This window comes from Streptomyces sp. SID5910 (genome assembly GCF_009862125.1).
GTDB lineage: Bacteria > Actinomycetota > Actinomycetes > Streptomycetales > Streptomycetaceae > Streptomyces.
Window position 1 is genome coordinate 1 of the sequence record NZ_WWHX01000723.1, and the last position, 17,770, is coordinate 17,770.

A 17,770-nucleotide genomic window follows, 5' to 3' on the forward strand; every position below is an offset into this window, starting at 1 on the left:
GCCCGGTCGTCAGCCGCCGCCGCCTGTTGGAGGGCGGCGCCGCCCTCCTCGGCGCGCTCGCCCTGTCCGCCCCGCCCGGTACCGCCCTCGCGGCCGGCCGGCGTGCCGCGGCCGACGAGCCCCCGGAGTGGAACGACTTCGGCGTCTTCCGGATCGGCACCGAGCCCCCGCACACCACGCTGATGCCCTACGCGGACGTGAAGCAGGCCCTGACCGCCGACCGCACCCGCTCGCCGTACCGCCTGAGCCTCGACGGCACCTGGAAGTTCGCCTACGCCGACCGCCCCGACGACCGGGACGCCGACTTCCACCGCACCGACACCGACGACAGCGACTGGGAGACCATCCCCGTCCCGTCCGTCTGGCAACTGCACGGCCACGACTTCCCGATCTACCTGAACATCACCTACCCCTACTGGGGCCCGAACGGCCGCGGCGAGGACCCCCAGCCGCCCGCCGCGCCGACCCGCTACAACCCGGTCGGCCAGTACCGGCGCACCTTCACCGTGCCGCGCGACTGGAACGGCCGCCGCACCTTCCTCCACTTCGAGGGCGTCAAGTCCGCACACTACGTGTGGATCAACGGCGAACTCGTCGGCTACGACGAGGACTCCTACACCCCCTCCGAGTACGACATCACCGACCACCTGAAGCCCGGCACCAACCAGATCGCCGTGGAGGTGTACCGCTACTCCGACGGCGACTGGCTGGAGGACCAGGACATGATCCGGCTGAGCGGCATCTTCCGCTCGGTCTACCTCTACTCCACCCCCACCGTGCACGTGCGGGACTTCAAGCTGGACACCCCGCTGAACGGCACCTACACGGACGCCGAGCTGAAGGTCACCGCGCACGTGCGCGCGTACGGCGGCGGCGACACCGGGCGGTACACGGTGGAGACCCAGCTGTACGACGCCCGCGGCCACGCCGTCTGGTCCCGGCCGCTCCAGCAGCCCGCCGACCTCGGCACGGTCCGGGCCGGCGGGGACGTCACCGTGAGCGCGGCCAAGGCCGTGTCGGCGCCGAAGCTGTGGTCGGCCGAGCACCCGGACCTGTATACGGCTGTCCTGCGCCTGCGCGACCCCTCCGGAAAGGTGGTCGAGACCCTCTCCCACCGGGTCGGCTTCCGCGAGTTCGCCCTCAAGGACGGGCTGATGCGGATCAACGGCAAGCCCGTCTCCTTCCGCGGCACCAACCGGCACGAGATGCACCCGGTCCGCGGCACGGCCCTGACCCGCGAGGACCTGGTCGAGGACATCAGGATCATCAAGCGGATGAACATCAACAGCGTCCGCACCTCGCACTACCCGAACAACCCGTACTGGCTCGAACTCGCCGACGAGTACGGCCTGTACCTGGTCGACGAGACCAACCTGGAGACCCACGGCATCCGCGACCGGTTCCCCGGCGACCACCCCGACTGGACCGCGGCCTGCGTGGCCCGCGCTCAGAACATGGTCCACCGCGACAAGAACCACGCCTCCGTCGTCATCTGGTCGCTGGGCAACGAGGCCGGCGGCGGCTCCACCTTCACCGCCATGCACGACTGGATCCGCTCCTACGACGAGACCCGCGTCATCCAGTACGAGGGCGACGACCGCCCGGGCATCAGCGACATCCGCTCGGAGATGTACGACAGCCCGCAGCGCGTCGAGCAGCGCGCGAAGGACACCTCCGACACCCGGCCGTACGTGATGATCGAGTACGCCCACTCGATGGGCAACTCCACCGGCAACTTCAAAAAGTACTGGGACGTCGTCCGCGCCCACGACGTCCTCCAGGGCGGCTGGATCTGGGACTTCGTCGACCAGTCCCTGTACACGCCCGTCCCGGCCCGCACCCTGTTCACCGAGTCGGGCCCGGCCGGGCTGCGCGGCGAGGTCCTCGCCACCCGCGGCACCCTCGACCGGGACAAGGGCCTGTCCGGCCTCACCGTCCTCGAACGCCACGACAGTCTCGACCTCACCGGCTCCCTGACCCTGGAGGCCTGGGTCACCCCGCACGTCACCGGCTACCACCAGCCCCTCCTCGCCAAGGGCGACACCCAGTACGCGCTGAAGCAGACCGACCGCAAGCTGGAGTTCTTCATCCACTCGGCCGGCCAGTGGATCACCGCCACCTGGACCGTGCCGGACGACTGGACCGGCCGCGAGCACCACGTCGCGGGCGTCTTCGACGCGGACGCCGGCACCCTCACCCTGTACGCCGACGGCGAGGCGCGCGCCACCCGCACCACCGACCGGCGCCCCAGCAACAACACCGCGCCGCTCTCCCTGGCCGGCGACGCCGACAACCAGACCCGCGAGTTCAGCGGCACGATCCGCCGCGCCCGCGTCTACGCCCGCGCCCTCACCGGCGCCGAACTGGCCTCCGACGGGCGTGGACCCGGCGACGAGGGCGTGCGGTTCTGGTTCGACGCGGCCACCGTGAGGACCGAGAAGAAGCGGCCCAAGGACAAGACGTTCCTCGCCTACGGCGGCGACTGGGGCGACAACCCCAACGACGGCGCCTTCGTCGCCGACGGCATCATCACCGCCGACCGCGGCCACACCGGCAAGGCCACCGAGGTCAAGCAGGTCTACCAGGCGATCAACGCCGCCCCCGGCGCCGCCCCGGGAGCCGTCACCCTCACCAACGAGTTCCTGTTCACCGACCTCCGCGAGTTCGACGGCCGCTGGGAACTCGTCGCCGACGGCAAGACCGTCCGGCACGGAAAGCTGACCCGCGACCAGCTCACCGTCCCGCCGCTGTCCCGCAAGGACATCACCGTCCCCGTACGCCTGCCGTCCGACCCGGCCCCGGGCACCGAGTTCTTCCTCCGACTCTCCTTCACCACCAAGGAGTCCACGCCGTGGGCGAAGGCGGGCTTCGAGGTGGCCCGGCAGCAGCTCCCGCTGGACGCCGGCAGCCCCGCCGTGACCCCCGCCCGCCTCACGAGCGTCCCCGCCCTGCGCCACGACGACCGCGACCAGGACGTCACCGTGCGCGGCAAGGGCTTCACCGTCACCGTCGACAAGCGCAGCGGCACCATCACCTCCTACGAGGCGAACGGCGTCCGCCTGCTCACCTCCGGGCCCGTGCCCAACTTCTGGCGGGCGCCCACCGACAACGACAAGGGCAACGGCCAGCACACCCGCAACCAGACCTGGCGCGACGCCGGCGCCCGCCGCACCGTGACGGACGTCGCCGTGCGGGCCCTGGGCGACCGGGCCGTCGAGATCAAGGTCAGCGGCACCCTGCCGACCACCACCGCATCGGCGTACACCACCACTTACACGGTGTTCGGCAACGCCGAGATCAAGGTCGACAACACCCTGCACCCGGGCGCCGCGAACCTGCCCTACATCCCCGAGGTCGGCACCCTGCTGTTCCTGCCCGGCCGCCTGGACCGGCTGCACTACTACGGGCGCGGCCCCGACGAGAACTACTGGGACCGCAACACCGGTTCCGACGTCGGCCTGTACTCCGGCACCGTCGCCGAGCAGTGGACGCCCTACATCCGCCCGCAGGAGAACGGCAACAAGACCGACGTCCGCTGGATCGCGCTCACCGACTTCCGGGGCGTGGGCCTGCTCGCCAGCGGTGAACCCCTGCTGGAGGCCAACGCGTCCCACTTCACCCCGGAGGACCTGTCGGCCGGCGTGCGCCACGACTACCAGCTCACCCCGCGCGACGAGGTCGTGCTGCGGCTGAACCACCGCCAGATGGGCGTCGGCGGCGACAACAGCTGGGGCGCGCACACGCACGACGAGTTCAAGCTGTTCGCCGACCGGGACTACGCGTACACCTACCGGCTGCGCCCGCTCACCGACGTGCGCGACGCGACGGCCGCCTCGCGCAGGCCCACCGCGACCGAGTAGCCGCGGACCGGGCCGGATCGAACCGGGAGCCCGGGGTAACCGGGCTCCCATGGGTGACGTACTGGTCGGGGCATGCTCGTGGACGGACCGGCAACTCGTCGCGAGCGGCTGGTATCCGCGCGGACGACGGGACGCCGAGGGGCGGCTGCGGCACTACGCCTCACGGCTGCCCGTCGTCGAAGTGGACGCCGGCTACTACGCGTTGCCGAGCCGCCGCAACAGCGAGCTGTGGGTGGAGCGCACGCCGGACGGCTTCCGCTTCGACGTGAAGGCATTCTCGCTGCTGACCGGCCACCCCACCCGCGCCGAGGCCCTGCCGGCCGGTCTGCGGGACCGCCTCGGCGGCGAGGAGCGCGGCCTGCTGCGGCGCGGGCGGGCGAGCGCCGCCCTGCTCGACGAGGTGTGGGGACGCTTCACCGACGCCGTCGAACCGCTGCGCGCGGCCGGACGGCTCGGCACCCTGCTGTTCCAGTTCCCGCCCTGGTTCGCGCCCGGCCCGGAGGCGGAGGACACCCTCCGGGACTGCGCGCGGCGCACGGGGGAGCGGCCGCTCGCCGTGGAGTTCCGGCACCCGGACTGGTGGGCGCCGGACCGCGCGGACGCCACGGCCGCGCTGCTCACCGGCCTCGGTGCCACCGCCGTCGGCGTGGACATGGCCCAGGGCCTGCCCGGCTCCCTGCCGCCGGTCGTGCCGGTCACCCGGCGTGCGCTCGCCGTCGTTCGGTTCCACGGCCGCAGCCCGGCGTGGGGGAGGGGCAGCAAGGAGGACCGCTTCCGGCACGACTACGACGTGGCCGAACTCGCCGCCTGGGTACCGCGGTTGCGGCGCGCGGCCCGGCAGGCCGACGAGCTGCACGTGCTGTTCAACAACTGCTGCGCGGACGCCGCCGTACGCGCAGCCGAGGACATGCGGCGACTGCTCAGCTAGCCGCGTCGCTGATCCCCAGCCGCAGGTGCTCCACGTGGAAGACGGCCTGGTCGAGCAGCTCGGCCACATGGTGGTCGTGCAGCGCGTACACCACCGACCGGCCGCGCCGCTCACCCACGACCAGGCCCAGGTTCCGCAGCAGGCGCAGCTGATGGGAGCAGGCCGACTGCTCCATGCCGACCTCCGCCGCCAACTCGGTGGCGGGCAGCGGCCCTTCGCGCAGCCGGGCGAGGATCAGCAGGCGGGAGGGCGTGGACAGGGCCTGGAGCGTGGTGGCGACCTTGGCGACGTTGTCCGCGTCCAGGCGCACACGCTCGGCCGCGTCCTGTGCGGTGGTGGCGGCTCCATGACCCATGCCGGTCATCTTACGCACCCGCCCGCACGCATGAACGGATGAACGAATGAATGAGTCTTCATGTGTTCCTGTATGGTGTGCGCGTGTCCACCACCCTCGCTCCCACCCCCGTCCCCGCGCCCGCCCGGCAGTCACCCGCCCGCCGCACCCGCGTCCTCGCCCTGCCCGAGGCACGCTGGGCCCTCGCGGCGCTGCTCGCCTTCCTCGCGGCGCTCACCCTGGACCTCGGCGGCGCCCCCGCCTGGACGTACGGCCCCCTGTACGCGGTCGCCTACGCCGCGGGCGGCTGGGAACCGGCGCTGGAGGGACTGCGCGCCCTGTGCGAGAAGACCCTGGACGTCGACCTGCTGATGATCGTCGCGGCGCTCGGCGCGGCGGCCATCGGGCAGGTCCTCGACGGCGGCCTGCTGATCGTCATCTTCGCCACCTCCGGCGCCCTGGAGGCCCTGGCCACCGCCCGCACCGCCGACTCCGTGCGCGGCCTGCTCGACCTCGCGCCCACCACCGCGACCCGGCTCACCGGCGACCGAGAGGAGACCGTCCCGACCGCCGCCCTCGCCGTCGGCGACCTGCTCCTGGTCCGTCCCGGCGAGCGGATCGGCGCCGACGGCGCGGTGGCCGACGGCACCGGCGAGGTCGACCAGGCCACCATCACCGGCGAGTCCCTGCCGGTCCTCAAGCGCCCCGGCGACGACGTCTTCGCCGGCACCCTCAACGGCACCGGCGCCCTGCGCGTCCGTGTCGGCCGCGACCCCGCCGACTCGGTCATCGCCCGGATCGTCACCCTGGTCGAGGAGGCGTCCCGCACCAAGGCGCCCACGCAACTGTTCATCGAGAAGATCGAGCAGCGCTACGCGGTCGGCGTGGTCGCCGCCACCCTCGCGGTCTTCGGCATCCCCCTCGCCCTCGGCGCCGACCTCACCGACGCGCTGCTGCGCGCCATGACCTTCATGATCGTCGCCTCGCCCTGCGCGGTCGTCCTCGCCACCATGCCGCCCCTGCTGTCCGCCATCGCCAACGCCGGCCGGCACGGCGTCCTGGTGAAGTCGGCGGTCGCCATGGAACGCCTCGGCGAGATCGACACCGCCGCCCTCGACAAGACCGGCACCCTCACCGAGGGCACCCCCGAGGTCACCGCCGTACGCCCGCTGCCCGGCTCCGGCCTCGACGAGGACGCCCTCCTCGCCCTCGCGGCCGCCGCCGAGCACCCCAGTGAACACCCGCTGGCCCGCGCCATCGTCGCCGCCGCCCGCACCCGGGGCCTGCGCATCGCACCCGCCGGGCACTTCGAGGCGTCCCCCGGCCGCGGTGTCACGGCCCTGGTCGAGGGCCGCGAGATCCACGTAGGCCGCGCGGAGTCCACCCAGGGCGCCGAGACCACCGTCCAGGTCACCCGCGACGGCACCCCGCTCGGCACCCTCGCCCTCACCGACCGCCTCCGCGCCGACGCCGCGGCGGCCACCGCCGCGCTCACCGCCCTCACCGGCACCGCCCCAGCCCTGCTCACCGGCGACAACGCGTCCGCCGCCGCCCGCGTGGCCGACGCGACCGGCATCACCGACGTCCGCGCCGGCCTGCTGCCCGACGGCAAGGTGGAGGCCGTACGCGAGCGGGAGAGGGACGGCCGCAGGGTGCTCTTCGTCGGCGACGGCGTCAACGACGCCCCCGCCCTCGCCGCGGCCCACGCCGGCGTCGCCATGGGCCGGGCGGGCTCCGACCTGGCCCTGGAGACGGCGGACGCGGTCGTGGTCCGCGACGAGCTGACGGCCGTACCCGCGGTCGTCCGCCTGTCCCGGCGCGCCCGCCGGCTGGTCCGGCAGAACCTGGTGATCGCGGGCACCTGCATCACCGCGCTCGTCCTGTGGGACCTGATCGGCCATCTCCCGCTGCCGCTCGGCGTCGCCGGGCACGAGGGCTCGACCGTGCTGGTCGGCCTCAACGGGCTGCGGCTGCTGCGCGAGTCCGCGTGGCGATCCGGCGGGGCGCAGGAAGCGTGAGGGCCATGTCGGATTCCCGCCAGCCCCGGCCCGCCCGGTGGACCATCCTGGACACATGCAGACGGGAATGCACACCGACACCGAGCGCTGCGTGCGCGCCGTCCGGTCCAAGGACGCGCGGTTCGACGGCTGGTTCTTCACCGCCGTCCTGACCACCGGCATCTACTGCCGGCCCAGCTGCCCCGTGGTACCGCCCAAGCCGGAGAACATGACCTTCCACCCGAGCGCGGCGGCCTGTCAGCAAGCCGGGTTCCGGGCGTGCAAACGCTGCCGCCCGGACACCAGCCCCGGCAGCCCGGAGTGGAACGAGCGGGCCGACCTCACCGCCCGCGCCATGCGCCTGATCGCCGACGGCGTCGTGGACCGCGAGGGCGTACCCGGCCTCGCCGCCCGGCTCGGCTACAGCACCCGGCAGATCGAACGCCAGCTGCTCGCCGAGCTGGGCGCGGGCCCCCTCGCCCTCGCCCGCGCGCAGCGCGCCCAGACCGCCCGGCTGCTCATCGAGACGACCCCGCTCCCGATGGCCGACATCGCCTTCGCGGCCGGCTTCGCCTCCGTCCGCACCTTCAACGACACGGTCCGCGAGGTCTTCGCGCTCGCCCCGAGCGAACTGCGCGCCCGCCGCACCCGCAAGGACGGGCCGTCCGGCACACCCGAACTCCGCCCGCCCGGCGCCTCCGAGGCCGGCCCGGCCGGTTCCCTCGGCGGCGCGCTGACCCTCCGCCTCCCCTTCCGCACCCCCCTCAACCCCGACAACCTCTTCGGCCACCTCGCCGCCACCGCCGTACCCGGCGTGGAGGAGTGGCGGGACGGCGCCTACCGCCGCACCCTGCGCCTCCCGTACGGCCACGGCGTCGTCGCCCTCACCCCCACGCCCGACCACATCGCCTGCCGCCTCGCCCTCACCGACCTGCGCGACCTGACCGTCGCCATCAGCCGCTGCCGGCGCCTGCTCGACCTGGACGCCGACCCGACGGCCGTCGACGACCAGCTGCGCACCGACCCGCTGCTCGCGCCGCTGGTCGACAAGGCGCCCGGCCGCCGCGTGCCGCGCACCGTCGACGAGGCGGAGTTCGCCGTCCGGGCCGTCCTCGGCCAGCAGGTCTCCACCGCCGCCGCCCGCACCCACGCGGCCCGCCTGGTCACGGCCCACGGCGACCCGGTGCACGACCCCGAGGGCGGCCTGACCCACCTCTTCCCGTCGGCCGAGGCACTGGCGGAGGTGGACCCGGACACCCTGGCGATGCCCCGCACCCGCCGCGCCACCTTCACCACCCTCGTCCGCCACCTCGCCGACGGCTCCCTCAGCCTCGGCGTCGAGACCGACTGGGCGGAAACCCGCGCCCGCCTCCTCGCCCTGCCCGGCTTCGGCCCCTGGACCGCCGACGTCATCGCCATGCGCGCCCTCGGCGACCCCGACGCCTTCCTCCCCACCGACCTCGGCATCCGCCGCGCCGCCCGCGACCTCGGCCTGCCCTCCACCCCGGCCGCGCTCACCGCCCGCGCGTCGGCCTGGCGGCCCTGGCGGGCGTACGCCGTCCAGTACCTGTGGGCGACCGACAGCCACCCGATCAACTTCCTGCCCGTGTGAGGACCGAATCGTGTCATCCGTGAAACAGCACACCGTGATCGACAGCCCCTACGGCGCCCTCACCCTCGTCGCCGAGGACGGCGTCCTGTGCGGCCTCTACATGACCGACCAGCGCCACCGCCCGCCGGAGGAGACCTTCGGAAGGGCCGACGACGGCCCCTTCGCCGAGGCGGAGGAGCAACTGACGGCGTACTTCGCCGGGGAACTCACCGACTTCACCCTCGACCTGCGCCTGAACGGCACCCCCTTCCAGCGCACGGTCTGGGATCAACTCCGGCAGATCCCCTACGGCGAGACCCGCACCTACGGACAGCTCGCCGACGCCCTCGGCAACCCCACCGCCTCCCGCGCCGTCGGCCTCGCCAACGGCCGCAACCCGGTCGGCATCATCGTCCCCTGCCACCGCGTCATCGGCGCCAGCGGCGGCCTCACCGGCTACGGCGGCGGCCTGGAACGCAAGCAGCGGCTCCTGGACTTCGAACGCGGAACGGCGGGAGCGGCGCTCTTCTGAGCCCGGAAAAGGCGTTGCCCGTGCCCGGAGGCACGGGCTAGCCTCACGGCACTCTGAGATTCACGCTCTCTCGAACGATGCCGCAGAACGGGAGCAAGCCCGCGCACAGCCGCGCGGAGCCAGGAGGGGCGGCGCCACTGTCAGGCATGCCCTCCTCGAAGGACACTCCCATGAAGATCGGCCTCGGCCTTCCCATCGACGACCCCGCCCTGCTGCTGACCTGGGCCCGGCGCGCCGACGCGGGCCCGTTCAGCACACTCGGCCTGCTCGACCGGCTCGTCTACGACAACCCCGAACCCCTCGTCACCCTGGCCGCCCTCGCCGGCGCCACGAGCCGCGTCCGCGTCCAGACCGAGGTGCTGATCGCCCCGGTGCACAACACCGCGCTCCTCGCCAAGCAGACCGCCACCCTCGACCGCCTCTCGGGCGGCCGCTTCACCCTCGGCATCGGCGTCGGCGGCCGGGAGGACGACTGCCTCGCCGCCGGCATCGACATCCGCCGGCGCGGCAGCCGCCTCGACGAGCAGATGACTCAGCTCCGCCGCCTCTGGGCGGGCGAGCCCTACGGTGAGGACGTGGGCGCCATCGGCCCGCGCCCCGCGACGCCCGGCGGTCCCGAGGTCCTGTTCGGCGGCTTCGCACCGGCCGCCCTCGAACGCGTCGGCCGCTTCGGCGACGGATTCCTCGGCGCCGCACTGCCGCCCGAGCACATGACCGGCCTGTTCCGCACCGTCGAGGAGGTCTGGCGCAGGCACGACCGCCCCGGCCGGCCGCGCCTGGTGGCCCAGGCGAGCGTCGCCCTCGGCCCCGACGGCACGGCGGACCGGGCCCGGCGCGCGCTGCTCGACTACTACGCCTTCACCGGACGCGCCGAGTACATGACCAAGGGCCTGCTCACCACCGCCCGGGAGATCCGCGCGGCCGTCGACGCCTTCGGCGACATCGGCGCCGACGAGGTCGTCCTGTACTGCTGGGCCCCGGACCCCGACCAGGTCGACCGCCTCAGCGACGCCCTGTTCTGACCGGGTCGGCCGGCCTACCGGCCGACCCGCACCCCGTTCTCCAGCTCCGCGGTGCCCGAGCCGTCCTCGAGTACGTCGAGGGCGGCCAGGACCCGTCCGTGCAGCGAGCCGATGAGGTGGTCGGCCAGGCCGGCGCGCGGCACCAGGCGCCAGGACAGCAGCTCGTCCTCCTGGAGGCGGACCGCCGCCAGGTCGCCGTCGCCGAGGACCCCGCCGTCGTAGATGTACGACACCAGCGGCGGCCGGCCGACGCCCGGCACCCAGTCCACCGCGAGCAGCCGCCCGGGCGGGACGTCGAGCCCGATCTCCTCCAGGGTCTCGCGCCGGGCGCCCTGCCGCGGGGTCTCGCCGTCGTCCGACTCGATGGTCCCGCCCGGCAGGGTCCAGCCCTCCCGGTAGTTCGGCTCCACGAGCAGCACGCTGCCCGCGCCGTCCCGGAACAGCACGGCGGCACCGGCGAGCACGCGGGGGAGTCCGGCGATGTACGTGGCGTAGTCGAGCGTCGTCATCCTGGCAGGGTATGTCCGTCCGGCGGGGCGTTCCACGGTGCGGTCGGGGCATGACGGCGGGGGCGTGCTCCGGTTATGGTCGCAGCGGCGCGACTGCCTTGACGTGCGCAAGGCTCGAACAGCAAGGGGAGAGCAAGGTGGCTGACGCTGCAGTGGACGGGGCCCGCCGGGTGCTCGTCGCCGCGGACAAGTTCAAGGGTTCGCTGACGGCCGTCGAGGTCGCCGAGCGGGTCGCGGCCGGTCTGCGCCGGGTCGTGCCGGACGTCGACGTCGAGGCGCTGCCGGTGGCCGACGGCGGCGACGGCACCGTGGCCGCGGCGGTCGCGGCCGGGTTCGAACGCCGGGAGGTGCGGGTCGCCGGGCCCCTCGGTGACGAGGTGACGGCCGCGTACGCGCTGCGCGACGGCACGGCGGTCGTGGAGATGGCCGAGGCGAGCGGGTTGCAGCGGCTGCCGGCCGGTGTCCTCGCCCCGCTGACCTCCTCCACGTACGGCTCGGGCGAGCTGCTGCGGGCCGCGCTGGACGCGGGCGCGCGGACGATCGTCTTCGGGGTCGGCGGCAGTGCGACCACGGACGGCGGCGCGGGCATGCTGTCCGCGCTGGGCGCGCGGTTCCTGCGCGCGGACGGTGAGCCGGTGGCGCCGGGCGGCGGCGGTCTCGCCGACGTCGCCTCCGCCGATCTTTCGGGGCTCGACCCGCGTCTGAAGGACGTCGAGCTGGTGCTCGCGAGCGACGTCGACAATCCGCTGACCGGTCCCAAGGGCGCCCCGGCCGTCTACGGCCCGCAGAAGGGTGCCTCGCCCGAGGACGTGGAGACGCTGGACGCCGCCCTCGCGCACTTCGCGAAGGTGCTGGAGGAGACGGTGGGCGCGCGGGCCGCCGAGTACGCGGCCTCGCCGGGTGCGGGTGCCGCGGGCGGCATCGGCTACGGCGCGCTGCTGCTCGGGGCGCGGTTCCGGGCCGGCATCGAGGTGATGCTGGACGTGCTGGGCTTCGCGCCGGCGCTGGAGCGGGCCGACCTCGTGATCACGGGGGAGGGCTCGCTGGACGAGCAGACCCTGCACGGAAAGGCGCCGGCGGGTGTCGCGGCGGCGGCTCGGAGCGCGGGCAAGGAGGTCGTCGCGGTGTGCGGGCGGCTGGCGCTGGCGCCGGAGGTGCTGGGGCGGGCGGGGATCCGGCGGGCGTATCCGCTGACGGATGTCGAGCCGGACGTGGCGAAGTGCATCGCGGACGCGGGGCCGATCCTGGAGCGAGTCGCGGAGCGCATCGCCCGGGACTACCTGGCGTAGCGGAGTCTCGCCCCCGCCGCCCCTTCCCGTTCCCGACCCTGGGGGCTGCCGCCCCCAGACCCCCGCTGTCGGCCCTGAACGGGCCTCGTCCTCAATCGCCGGACGGGCTGAAAACCTCGACCGAGTCGGGTGGTGGGTGGGCATAGGTCCGGGGGTCTGGGGGCGGAGCCCCCAGGGACGACGCGCATACAGAAGGGCCCCGAACCCAACCCGGGTCCGGGGCCCTCCGACATTCACACGTCACGGAAGCTGCGCGGCCCGCGCCTCCCGCCGATTGTCACGGAAGTTGTTCACCCTGCGAGCCGTCGCGAAGAGCGGGATCACCGCCCCCATCACCAGCTGAAGCGCACACCCCGTCTGGAGCAGCAGCTGCCCGCTCGGCGCGTCGAACGCCCAGCCGGCCAGCAGGCCCATCGACAGGACGATCCACGACAGCATCGCCACCGCGAGCCGCCCCCGCGGCTTCGGGTACTCGACCCGGCTCACCATCAGCCAGGCCGTACCGATGATCGCGAGGAGCGTCGCCACGAAGGGCAGCTCCAGCAGCACGATCGAGACCACCGTCAGCGCGCCGAACGGCGACGGCATGCCCTGGAACGTGCCGTCCTTCACGGTGACGCAGGAGAATCTCGCAAGCCGCAGCACCACCGCCAGCAGCACCACGATCGCGCCCACCGCCGCGACCCGCTGATACGCGTCGTGCGCGACCATCCCGTAGACCAGGACGAAGTACGCCGGCGCCAGCCCGAAGCTGATCAGGTCGGACAGGTTGTCCAGCTCCGCGCCCATGGGCGACGAGCGCAGCTTGCGCGCCACGAGCCCGTCGCACAGGTCGAAGATCGCCGCGCAGAGCATCAGGATGACCGCGGTGGCCGCGCTGTGCCGGGCCATGCCCGACTCCTCGCTGCCCGTCAGGTGCGGGATCAGGATGCCGGTGGTGGTGAAGTACACCGCCATGAAGCCGCACGTGGCGTTGCCGAGGGTGAGCGTGTCCGCTATCGACAGGCGGAGCGAGAGCGGCATCTCCTCCTCGTCGTCCACCTCGTCGGCCTCGGGCACCCACCCGGCCTGGGTCTGTGGATCAATCACGGTCAATGCGAGTCACCCCAGCCACCGTCTTCTGCCCCACCTCGACCGCGACCTCCACGCCCTCCGGCAGGTACAGGTCGACGCGCGAGCCGAAGCGGATCAGACCGACCCGCTCGCCCTGCTCGACCTTGGTGCCCTGCGGCACGTAGGGGACGATGCGGCGGGCCACCGCGCCGGCGATCTGGATCATCTCGATGTCACCGAGCTCGGTGTCGAAGTGCCACACCACCCGCTCGTTGTTCTCGCTCTCCTTGTTGAAGGCGGGAACGAAGCCACCGGGGATGTGCTCGACCGACGTGACCGTGCCCGACAGCGGGGCGCGGTTGACGTGGACATTGAGCGGGCTCATGAAGATCGCGACGCGGGTGCGGCCGTCCTTCCACGGCATGATGCTCTGCACCACACCGTCGGCGGGCGAGATGACCCGGCCCCGGGTGATCTCGCGCTCGGGGTCGCGGAAGAACCACAGCATCCCCGCCGCGAGTGCGGTGGCGGGGACGGCGACGGCCTTGGCCGCGCCCGAGCGGCGGGCGCGGAGCAGGCTGACGGCTGCGGTGGCGACGGTCGGCAGAAGCCACGGCGATGCTCCGCGCGCGAGGCGTACGCCGGCGAGGCTGTCGCGAGGTGCAGAGGTTTGGCTGTGGGGCATGGATGACCTTCGTAGCGGATGATGCCGCGCTCTGACGGGGGACGGCGGCTTTCCGGCGATCGTAGCGGCTATCGACCGCAACTGGGTAAGCCAGGAAGCCGAGTCGGCGGCCGAACAGTGCCTACGGGGTGTGACCTTCTTCTCCAAGAAAACACCCCGTATCCGGACATCTAACCCTGGAATCGATACTCTTCGAGCAGCCTGCGGCCGATGATCATTTTCTGGATCTCGGCGGTGCCTTCACCGATCAGAAGCATCGGAGCCTCGCGGTAGAGCCGCTCGATCTCGTACTCCTTGGAGAAGCCGTAACCGCCGTGGATCCGGAAGGCGTCCTCGACGACCTCCTTGCAGTACTCGGAGGCGAGGTACTTGGCCATCCCCGCTTCCAGGTCGTTTCGTTCGCCCGAGTCCTTTTTGCGTGCAGCGTTCACCATCATCGCATGCGCCGCCTCCACCTTGGTAGCCATCTCGGCCAGCTTGAACTGGATGGCCTGGTGCTGGGCGATCTGCTTGCCGAAAGTATGACGCTGCTGGGCGTACTGGACACCGAGCTCGAAGGCACGCTGAGCGACGCCGCAGCCACGCGCCGCCACATTGACGCGGCCCACCTCGACGCCGTCCATCATTTGGTAAAAACCTCGGCCGGTGACGCCGCCGAGCACCCGGTCGGCCGGAATGCGCAGGCCGTCCATGATGAGCTCGGTCGTGTCGACGCCCTTGTAGCCCATCTTGTCGATCTTGCCGGGGATGGTGAGACCGGGCCGGACCTCGCCGAAACCGGGCTCCTTCTCCACCAGGAAGGTCGTCATCGACCTGTGCGGGGCCGTGCCCTCGGGGTGTCCTTCGTCACTTCTGACCAGAACGGCCACCAGCGACGACGTGCCGCCGTTCGTCAGCCACATCTTCTGGCCGTTCAGGACGTACTCGTCACCGTCCTTCACCGCCTTCGAGGAGATGGCGGAGACGTCCGAGCCGAGCGCCGGCTCCGACATCGAGAAGGCGCCCCGGATGTCGCCGGCGGCCATGCGGGGCAGGAAGTGGTCCTTCTGCTCCTGCGTGCCGTGCTGCTTGAGCATGTACGCCACGATGAAGTGCGTGTTGATGATGCCGGACACCGACATCCAGCCGCGGGCGATCTCCTCGACGCACAGCGCGTAGGTGAGGAGCGACTCGCCCAGGCCCCCGTACTCCTCCGGGATCATCAGGCCGAACAGGCCCAGTTCCTTCAGCCCGTCGACGATGTCCTGCGGGTACTCGTCCCGGTGCTCCAGCTCGGTGGCGACCGGGATGATCTCCTTGTCCACGAAGTCACGGACGGTGGAGAGGATCTCCGTCTGCACGTCCGTCAGGCCGTGGGTCTGGGCGAGGCGGCTCATCTCTACTTCCCCTGTTCCTTCAGCTCGGGGCGGCCCGGCTGCTCGCCGCCGCGCTCCTTGATGTACGTCTCGGTCGGCACCATCACCTTGCGGCGGAAGACGCAGACCAGCGTGCCGTCCTGCTTGTAGCCCTTGGTCTCGACGTGGACGATGCCCCGGTCGTTCTTCGACTTCGAGGGCCACTTGTCGAGCACGGTCGTCTGGCCGTAGATCGTGTCGCCGTGGAAGGTCGGCGCCACGTGCTTGAGCGACTCGATCTCCAGGTTGGCGATCGCCTTGCCGGAGACGTCCGGGACGGACATGCCGAGCAGGAGGGAGTAGATGTAGTTGCCCACCACCACGTTCTTGCCGAAGTCCGTGGTCTGCTCGGCGTAGTTGGTGTCCATGTGGAGCGGGTGGTGGTTCATGGTGAGGAGGCAGAAGAGGTGGTCGTCGTACTCCGTGACCGTCTTCCCGGGCCAGTGCTTGTAGGTCGCCCCGACCTCGAACTCCTCGTAGGTGCGTCCGAACTGCATCGCGCTCAGCCCTCCGGGATCTCGAACTTGCTGGTGCGCTGCATGCCGGCCGCGCGGCCCTTGCCGGAGACGACCAGGGCCATCTTGCGGCTGGCCTCGTCGATCATCTCGTCGCCGAGCATCGCGGAGCCCTTCTTGCCGCCCGCCTCGGACGTGTAGTAGTCGTACGCGTCCAGGATCAGCTCGGCGTGGTCGTAGTCCTCCTGCGAGGGCGAGAAGATCTCGTTGGACGCCTCGACCTGGCCCGGGTGCAGCACCCACTTGCCGTCGAAGCCGAGGGCGGCGGCGCGCTGGGCGACCTCGCGGTAGCCGTCCACGTTGCGGATCTGGAGGTAGGGGCCGTCGATCGCCTGGAGGTTGTTGGCGCGGGCGGCCATCAGGATCTTCATCAGGATGTAGTGGTAGGCGTCCGCCGGGTAGCCGGGCGGCTGCTCGCCGACGACCAGCGACTTCATGTTGATGGACGCCATGAAGTCGGCCGGGCCGAAGATGATCGTCTCGACCCGCGGGCTGGCCTGCGCGATCTCGTTGACGTTGTTGAGGCCCTGCGCGTTCTCGATCTGCGCCTCGATGCCGATCCGGCCGACCTCGAAGCCCATGGTCTTCTCGATCTGGGTCAGCAGGAGGTCCAGCGCGACGACCTGCTGGGCGTCCTGGACCTTCGGCAGCATGATGCAGTCCAGGTTCGGGCCGGCGCCCTCGACGACCGTCACGACGTCGCGGTACGTCCACTCGGTCGTCCAGTCGTTGACGCGCACGACGCGGGTCTTGCCGGTCCAGTCGCCCTCGTTGAGGAACTTGACGATGGTGTGCCGTGCCTCCGGCTTGGCGAGCGGCGCGCAGGCGTCCTCCAGGTCCAGGAAGACCTGGTCCGCCGGAAGGCCCTGCGCCTTCTCCAGGAAGCGCGGGTTGCTTCCCGGGACCGCCAGACACGAGCGGCGGGGGCGAAGGCGGTTCACGGTCGTCATGCGGGGACCTCCAGGGGGTCGAGCTTGTTCGCGTTCCGGATCTCGTCGACGATCCGGCCGATGATGCCGGTGATGTCGAAGTCCTTCGGGGTGAAGACCGCGGCCACTCCCGCGGCCCGCAGGTCTTCGGCGTCACCGTTCGGGATGATGCCACCGGCGATCACCGGTATATCCGTGGCACCGGCCACACGGAGCCGTTCGAGCACGTCCGGCACGAGCTGCGCGTGCGAGCCGGACAGGATGGACAGGCCCACCGCGTGCACGTCCTCGGCGAGCGCGGCGTCCACGATCTGCTCCGGGGTGAGCCGGATGCCCTGGTAGACCACCTCGAACCCGGCGTCGCGGGCGCGCACGGCGATCTGCTCGGCGCCGTTGGAGTGGCCGTCCAGGCCCGGCTTGCCGACCAGGAAGCGGAGCTTGCCCACGCCCATCTCCTTGGCCGTCAGTTCCACCTTGCGGCGGACCGTGGCGAGCGCCGAGCCCTCCTCGGCGGTGACCGCCACCGGCGCCGACGACACGCCGGTCGGCGCGCGGAACTCGCCGAACACCTCGCGCAGCGCCCCGGCCCACTCGCCGGTGGTGACGCCGGCGCGGGCGCACTCCAGGGTGGCCTCCATGAGGTTGTCGGTGCCCTTGGCGGCCTCCTTCAGCTTCTCCAGCGCCTTGCACGGGCGCGGGTGGTTGAAGGGCGGCTGGTAGCGGGTGTCGCGCCAGTTCTGGAGCGAGGCGATGACCCGGGCCTCCACCGCCGGGTCGACGGTCTGGATCGCGGTGTCCAGGTCGGCGGTCAGCGGGTTCGGCTCGGTGCCCTCGAAGGCGTTGACACCGATGATCTTCTCCTCGCCGGACTCGATCCGGGCCCGGCGCTCGGCGTGCGAGGAGACCAGCTGGGACTTGAGGTAGCCGGACTCGACGGCGGCCATCGCGCCGCCCATCTCCTGGATGCGCTCCATCTCCGCGAGGGACGCCTCGACCAGCTCGTCGACCTTCGCCTCGACCACCTTCGAGCCCTCGAAGAGGTCGCCGTACTCCAGCAGGTCGCTCTCGTAGGCCAGCACCTGCTGGATGCGCAGCGACCACTGCTGGTCCCAGGGGCGGGGCAGGCCCAGCA

15 protein-coding genes are annotated in these 17,770 nt (G+C 72.1%); 7 read left to right on the forward strand and 8 right to left on the reverse strand.

The window, feature by feature from the left end; translation table 11 throughout:
• Window positions 1–3,860: glycoside hydrolase family 2 TIM barrel-domain containing protein (locus GTW67_RS25295; RefSeq protein ID WP_161167088.1), on the forward strand; the 3,860-nt coding region annotated here is incomplete at its 5' end.
• A 49-nt stretch (window positions 3,861–3,909) separates the two neighbouring features.
• Window positions 3,910–4,788 carry a DUF72 domain-containing protein gene (locus GTW67_RS25300; protein ID WP_161167089.1) on the forward strand — a complete coding sequence of 293 codons (879 nt, stop codon included), beginning with the start codon at window positions 3,910–3,912 and terminating at the stop codon, window positions 4,786–4,788.
• Here the strand turns inward: GTW67_RS25300 and GTW67_RS25305 are convergent.
• A complete protein-coding gene (locus GTW67_RS25305; RefSeq protein WP_161167090.1) occupies window positions 4,781–5,143 on the reverse strand; it encodes an ArsR/SmtB family transcription factor in 363 nt (120 codons plus the stop codon). The two genes, GTW67_RS25300 and GTW67_RS25305, sit on opposite strands and share 8 nt — an antisense overlap.
• Window positions 5,144–5,193: 50 nt before the next feature.
• Here GTW67_RS25305 and GTW67_RS25310 point away from each other — a divergent pair, with 50 nt between their 5' ends.
• From GTW67_RS25310 to GTW67_RS25325, 4 genes are all read left to right on the forward strand, one after another.
• Window positions 5,194–7,140, forward strand: a complete 1,947-nt coding sequence (locus GTW67_RS25310; RefSeq protein ID WP_202437674.1) for a heavy metal translocating P-type ATPase — start codon at window positions 5,194–5,196, stop codon at window positions 7,138–7,140.
• A gap of 55 nt (window positions 7,141–7,195) precedes the next feature.
• Window positions 7,196–8,731, forward strand: a complete 1,536-nt coding sequence (locus GTW67_RS25315; RefSeq protein WP_272920532.1) for an AlkA N-terminal domain-containing protein — start codon at window positions 7,196–7,198, stop codon at window positions 8,729–8,731.
• Between the two features lie 19 nt (window positions 8,732–8,750).
• Window positions 8,751–9,242: a methylated-DNA--[protein]-cysteine S-methyltransferase gene (locus GTW67_RS25320; RefSeq protein ID WP_161167099.1), complete on the forward strand. Its 492-nt coding sequence runs from the start codon at window positions 8,751–8,753 to the stop codon at window positions 9,240–9,242.
• Between the two features lie 170 nt (window positions 9,243–9,412).
• Window positions 9,413–10,264, forward strand: a complete 852-nt coding sequence (locus GTW67_RS25325; RefSeq protein WP_161167092.1) for an LLM class flavin-dependent oxidoreductase — start codon at window positions 9,413–9,415, stop codon at window positions 10,262–10,264.
• A 14-nt stretch (window positions 10,265–10,278) separates the two neighbouring features.
• Here GTW67_RS25325 and GTW67_RS25330 read toward each other — a convergent pair whose 3' ends face one another.
• Complete coding sequence (locus GTW67_RS25330; RefSeq protein ID WP_161167093.1) at window positions 10,279–10,773, reverse strand: NUDIX domain-containing protein; 495 nt, start codon at window positions 10,771–10,773, stop codon at window positions 10,279–10,281.
• Between the two features lie 152 nt (window positions 10,774–10,925).
• Here GTW67_RS25330 and GTW67_RS25335 point away from each other — a divergent pair, with 152 nt between their 5' ends.
• Window positions 10,926–12,062: a glycerate kinase gene (locus GTW67_RS25335; RefSeq protein WP_161167100.1), complete on the forward strand. Its 1,137-nt coding sequence runs from the start codon at window positions 10,926–10,928 to the stop codon at window positions 12,060–12,062.
• Between the two features lie 240 nt (window positions 12,063–12,302).
• On the opposite strand, the gene pssA is transcribed toward GTW67_RS25335, so the two are convergent.
• The 6 genes from pssA to GTW67_RS25365 all read right to left on the reverse strand — a co-directional run.
• Complete coding sequence (pssA, locus tag GTW67_RS25340) at window positions 12,303–13,121, reverse strand: CDP-diacylglycerol--serine O-phosphatidyltransferase (protein WP_161167101.1); 819 nt, start codon at window positions 13,119–13,121, stop codon at window positions 12,303–12,305.
• Between the two features lie 22 nt (window positions 13,122–13,143).
• On the reverse strand, window positions 13,144–13,800 hold the full coding sequence (locus GTW67_RS25345) for a phosphatidylserine decarboxylase (protein WP_161167094.1): 657 nt from the start codon (window positions 13,798–13,800) through the stop codon (window positions 13,144–13,146).
• Between the two features lie 170 nt (window positions 13,801–13,970).
• Window positions 13,971–15,176, reverse strand: a complete 1,206-nt coding sequence (locus GTW67_RS25350) for an acyl-CoA dehydrogenase family protein (RefSeq protein ID WP_161167095.1) — start codon at window positions 15,174–15,176, stop codon at window positions 13,971–13,973.
• A 2-nt stretch (window positions 15,177–15,178) separates the two neighbouring features.
• The gene (locus GTW67_RS25355) at window positions 15,179–15,691 is read right to left on the reverse strand and encodes a MaoC family dehydratase (protein ID WP_161167096.1); all 513 of its coding nucleotides are present in this window, start codon (window positions 15,689–15,691) and stop codon (window positions 15,179–15,181) included.
• A gap of 5 nt (window positions 15,692–15,696) precedes the next feature.
• Window positions 15,697–16,659 carry an HpcH/HpaI aldolase/citrate lyase family protein gene (locus GTW67_RS25360; protein WP_161167097.1) on the reverse strand — a complete coding sequence of 321 codons (963 nt, stop codon included), beginning with the start codon at window positions 16,657–16,659 and terminating at the stop codon, window positions 15,697–15,699.
• Window positions 16,656–17,770 (reverse strand): methylmalonyl-CoA mutase family protein (locus GTW67_RS25365; RefSeq protein WP_202437677.1); only part of this gene is annotated, 1,115 nt, incomplete at its 5' end. The genes GTW67_RS25360 and GTW67_RS25365, both read right to left, overlap by 4 nt.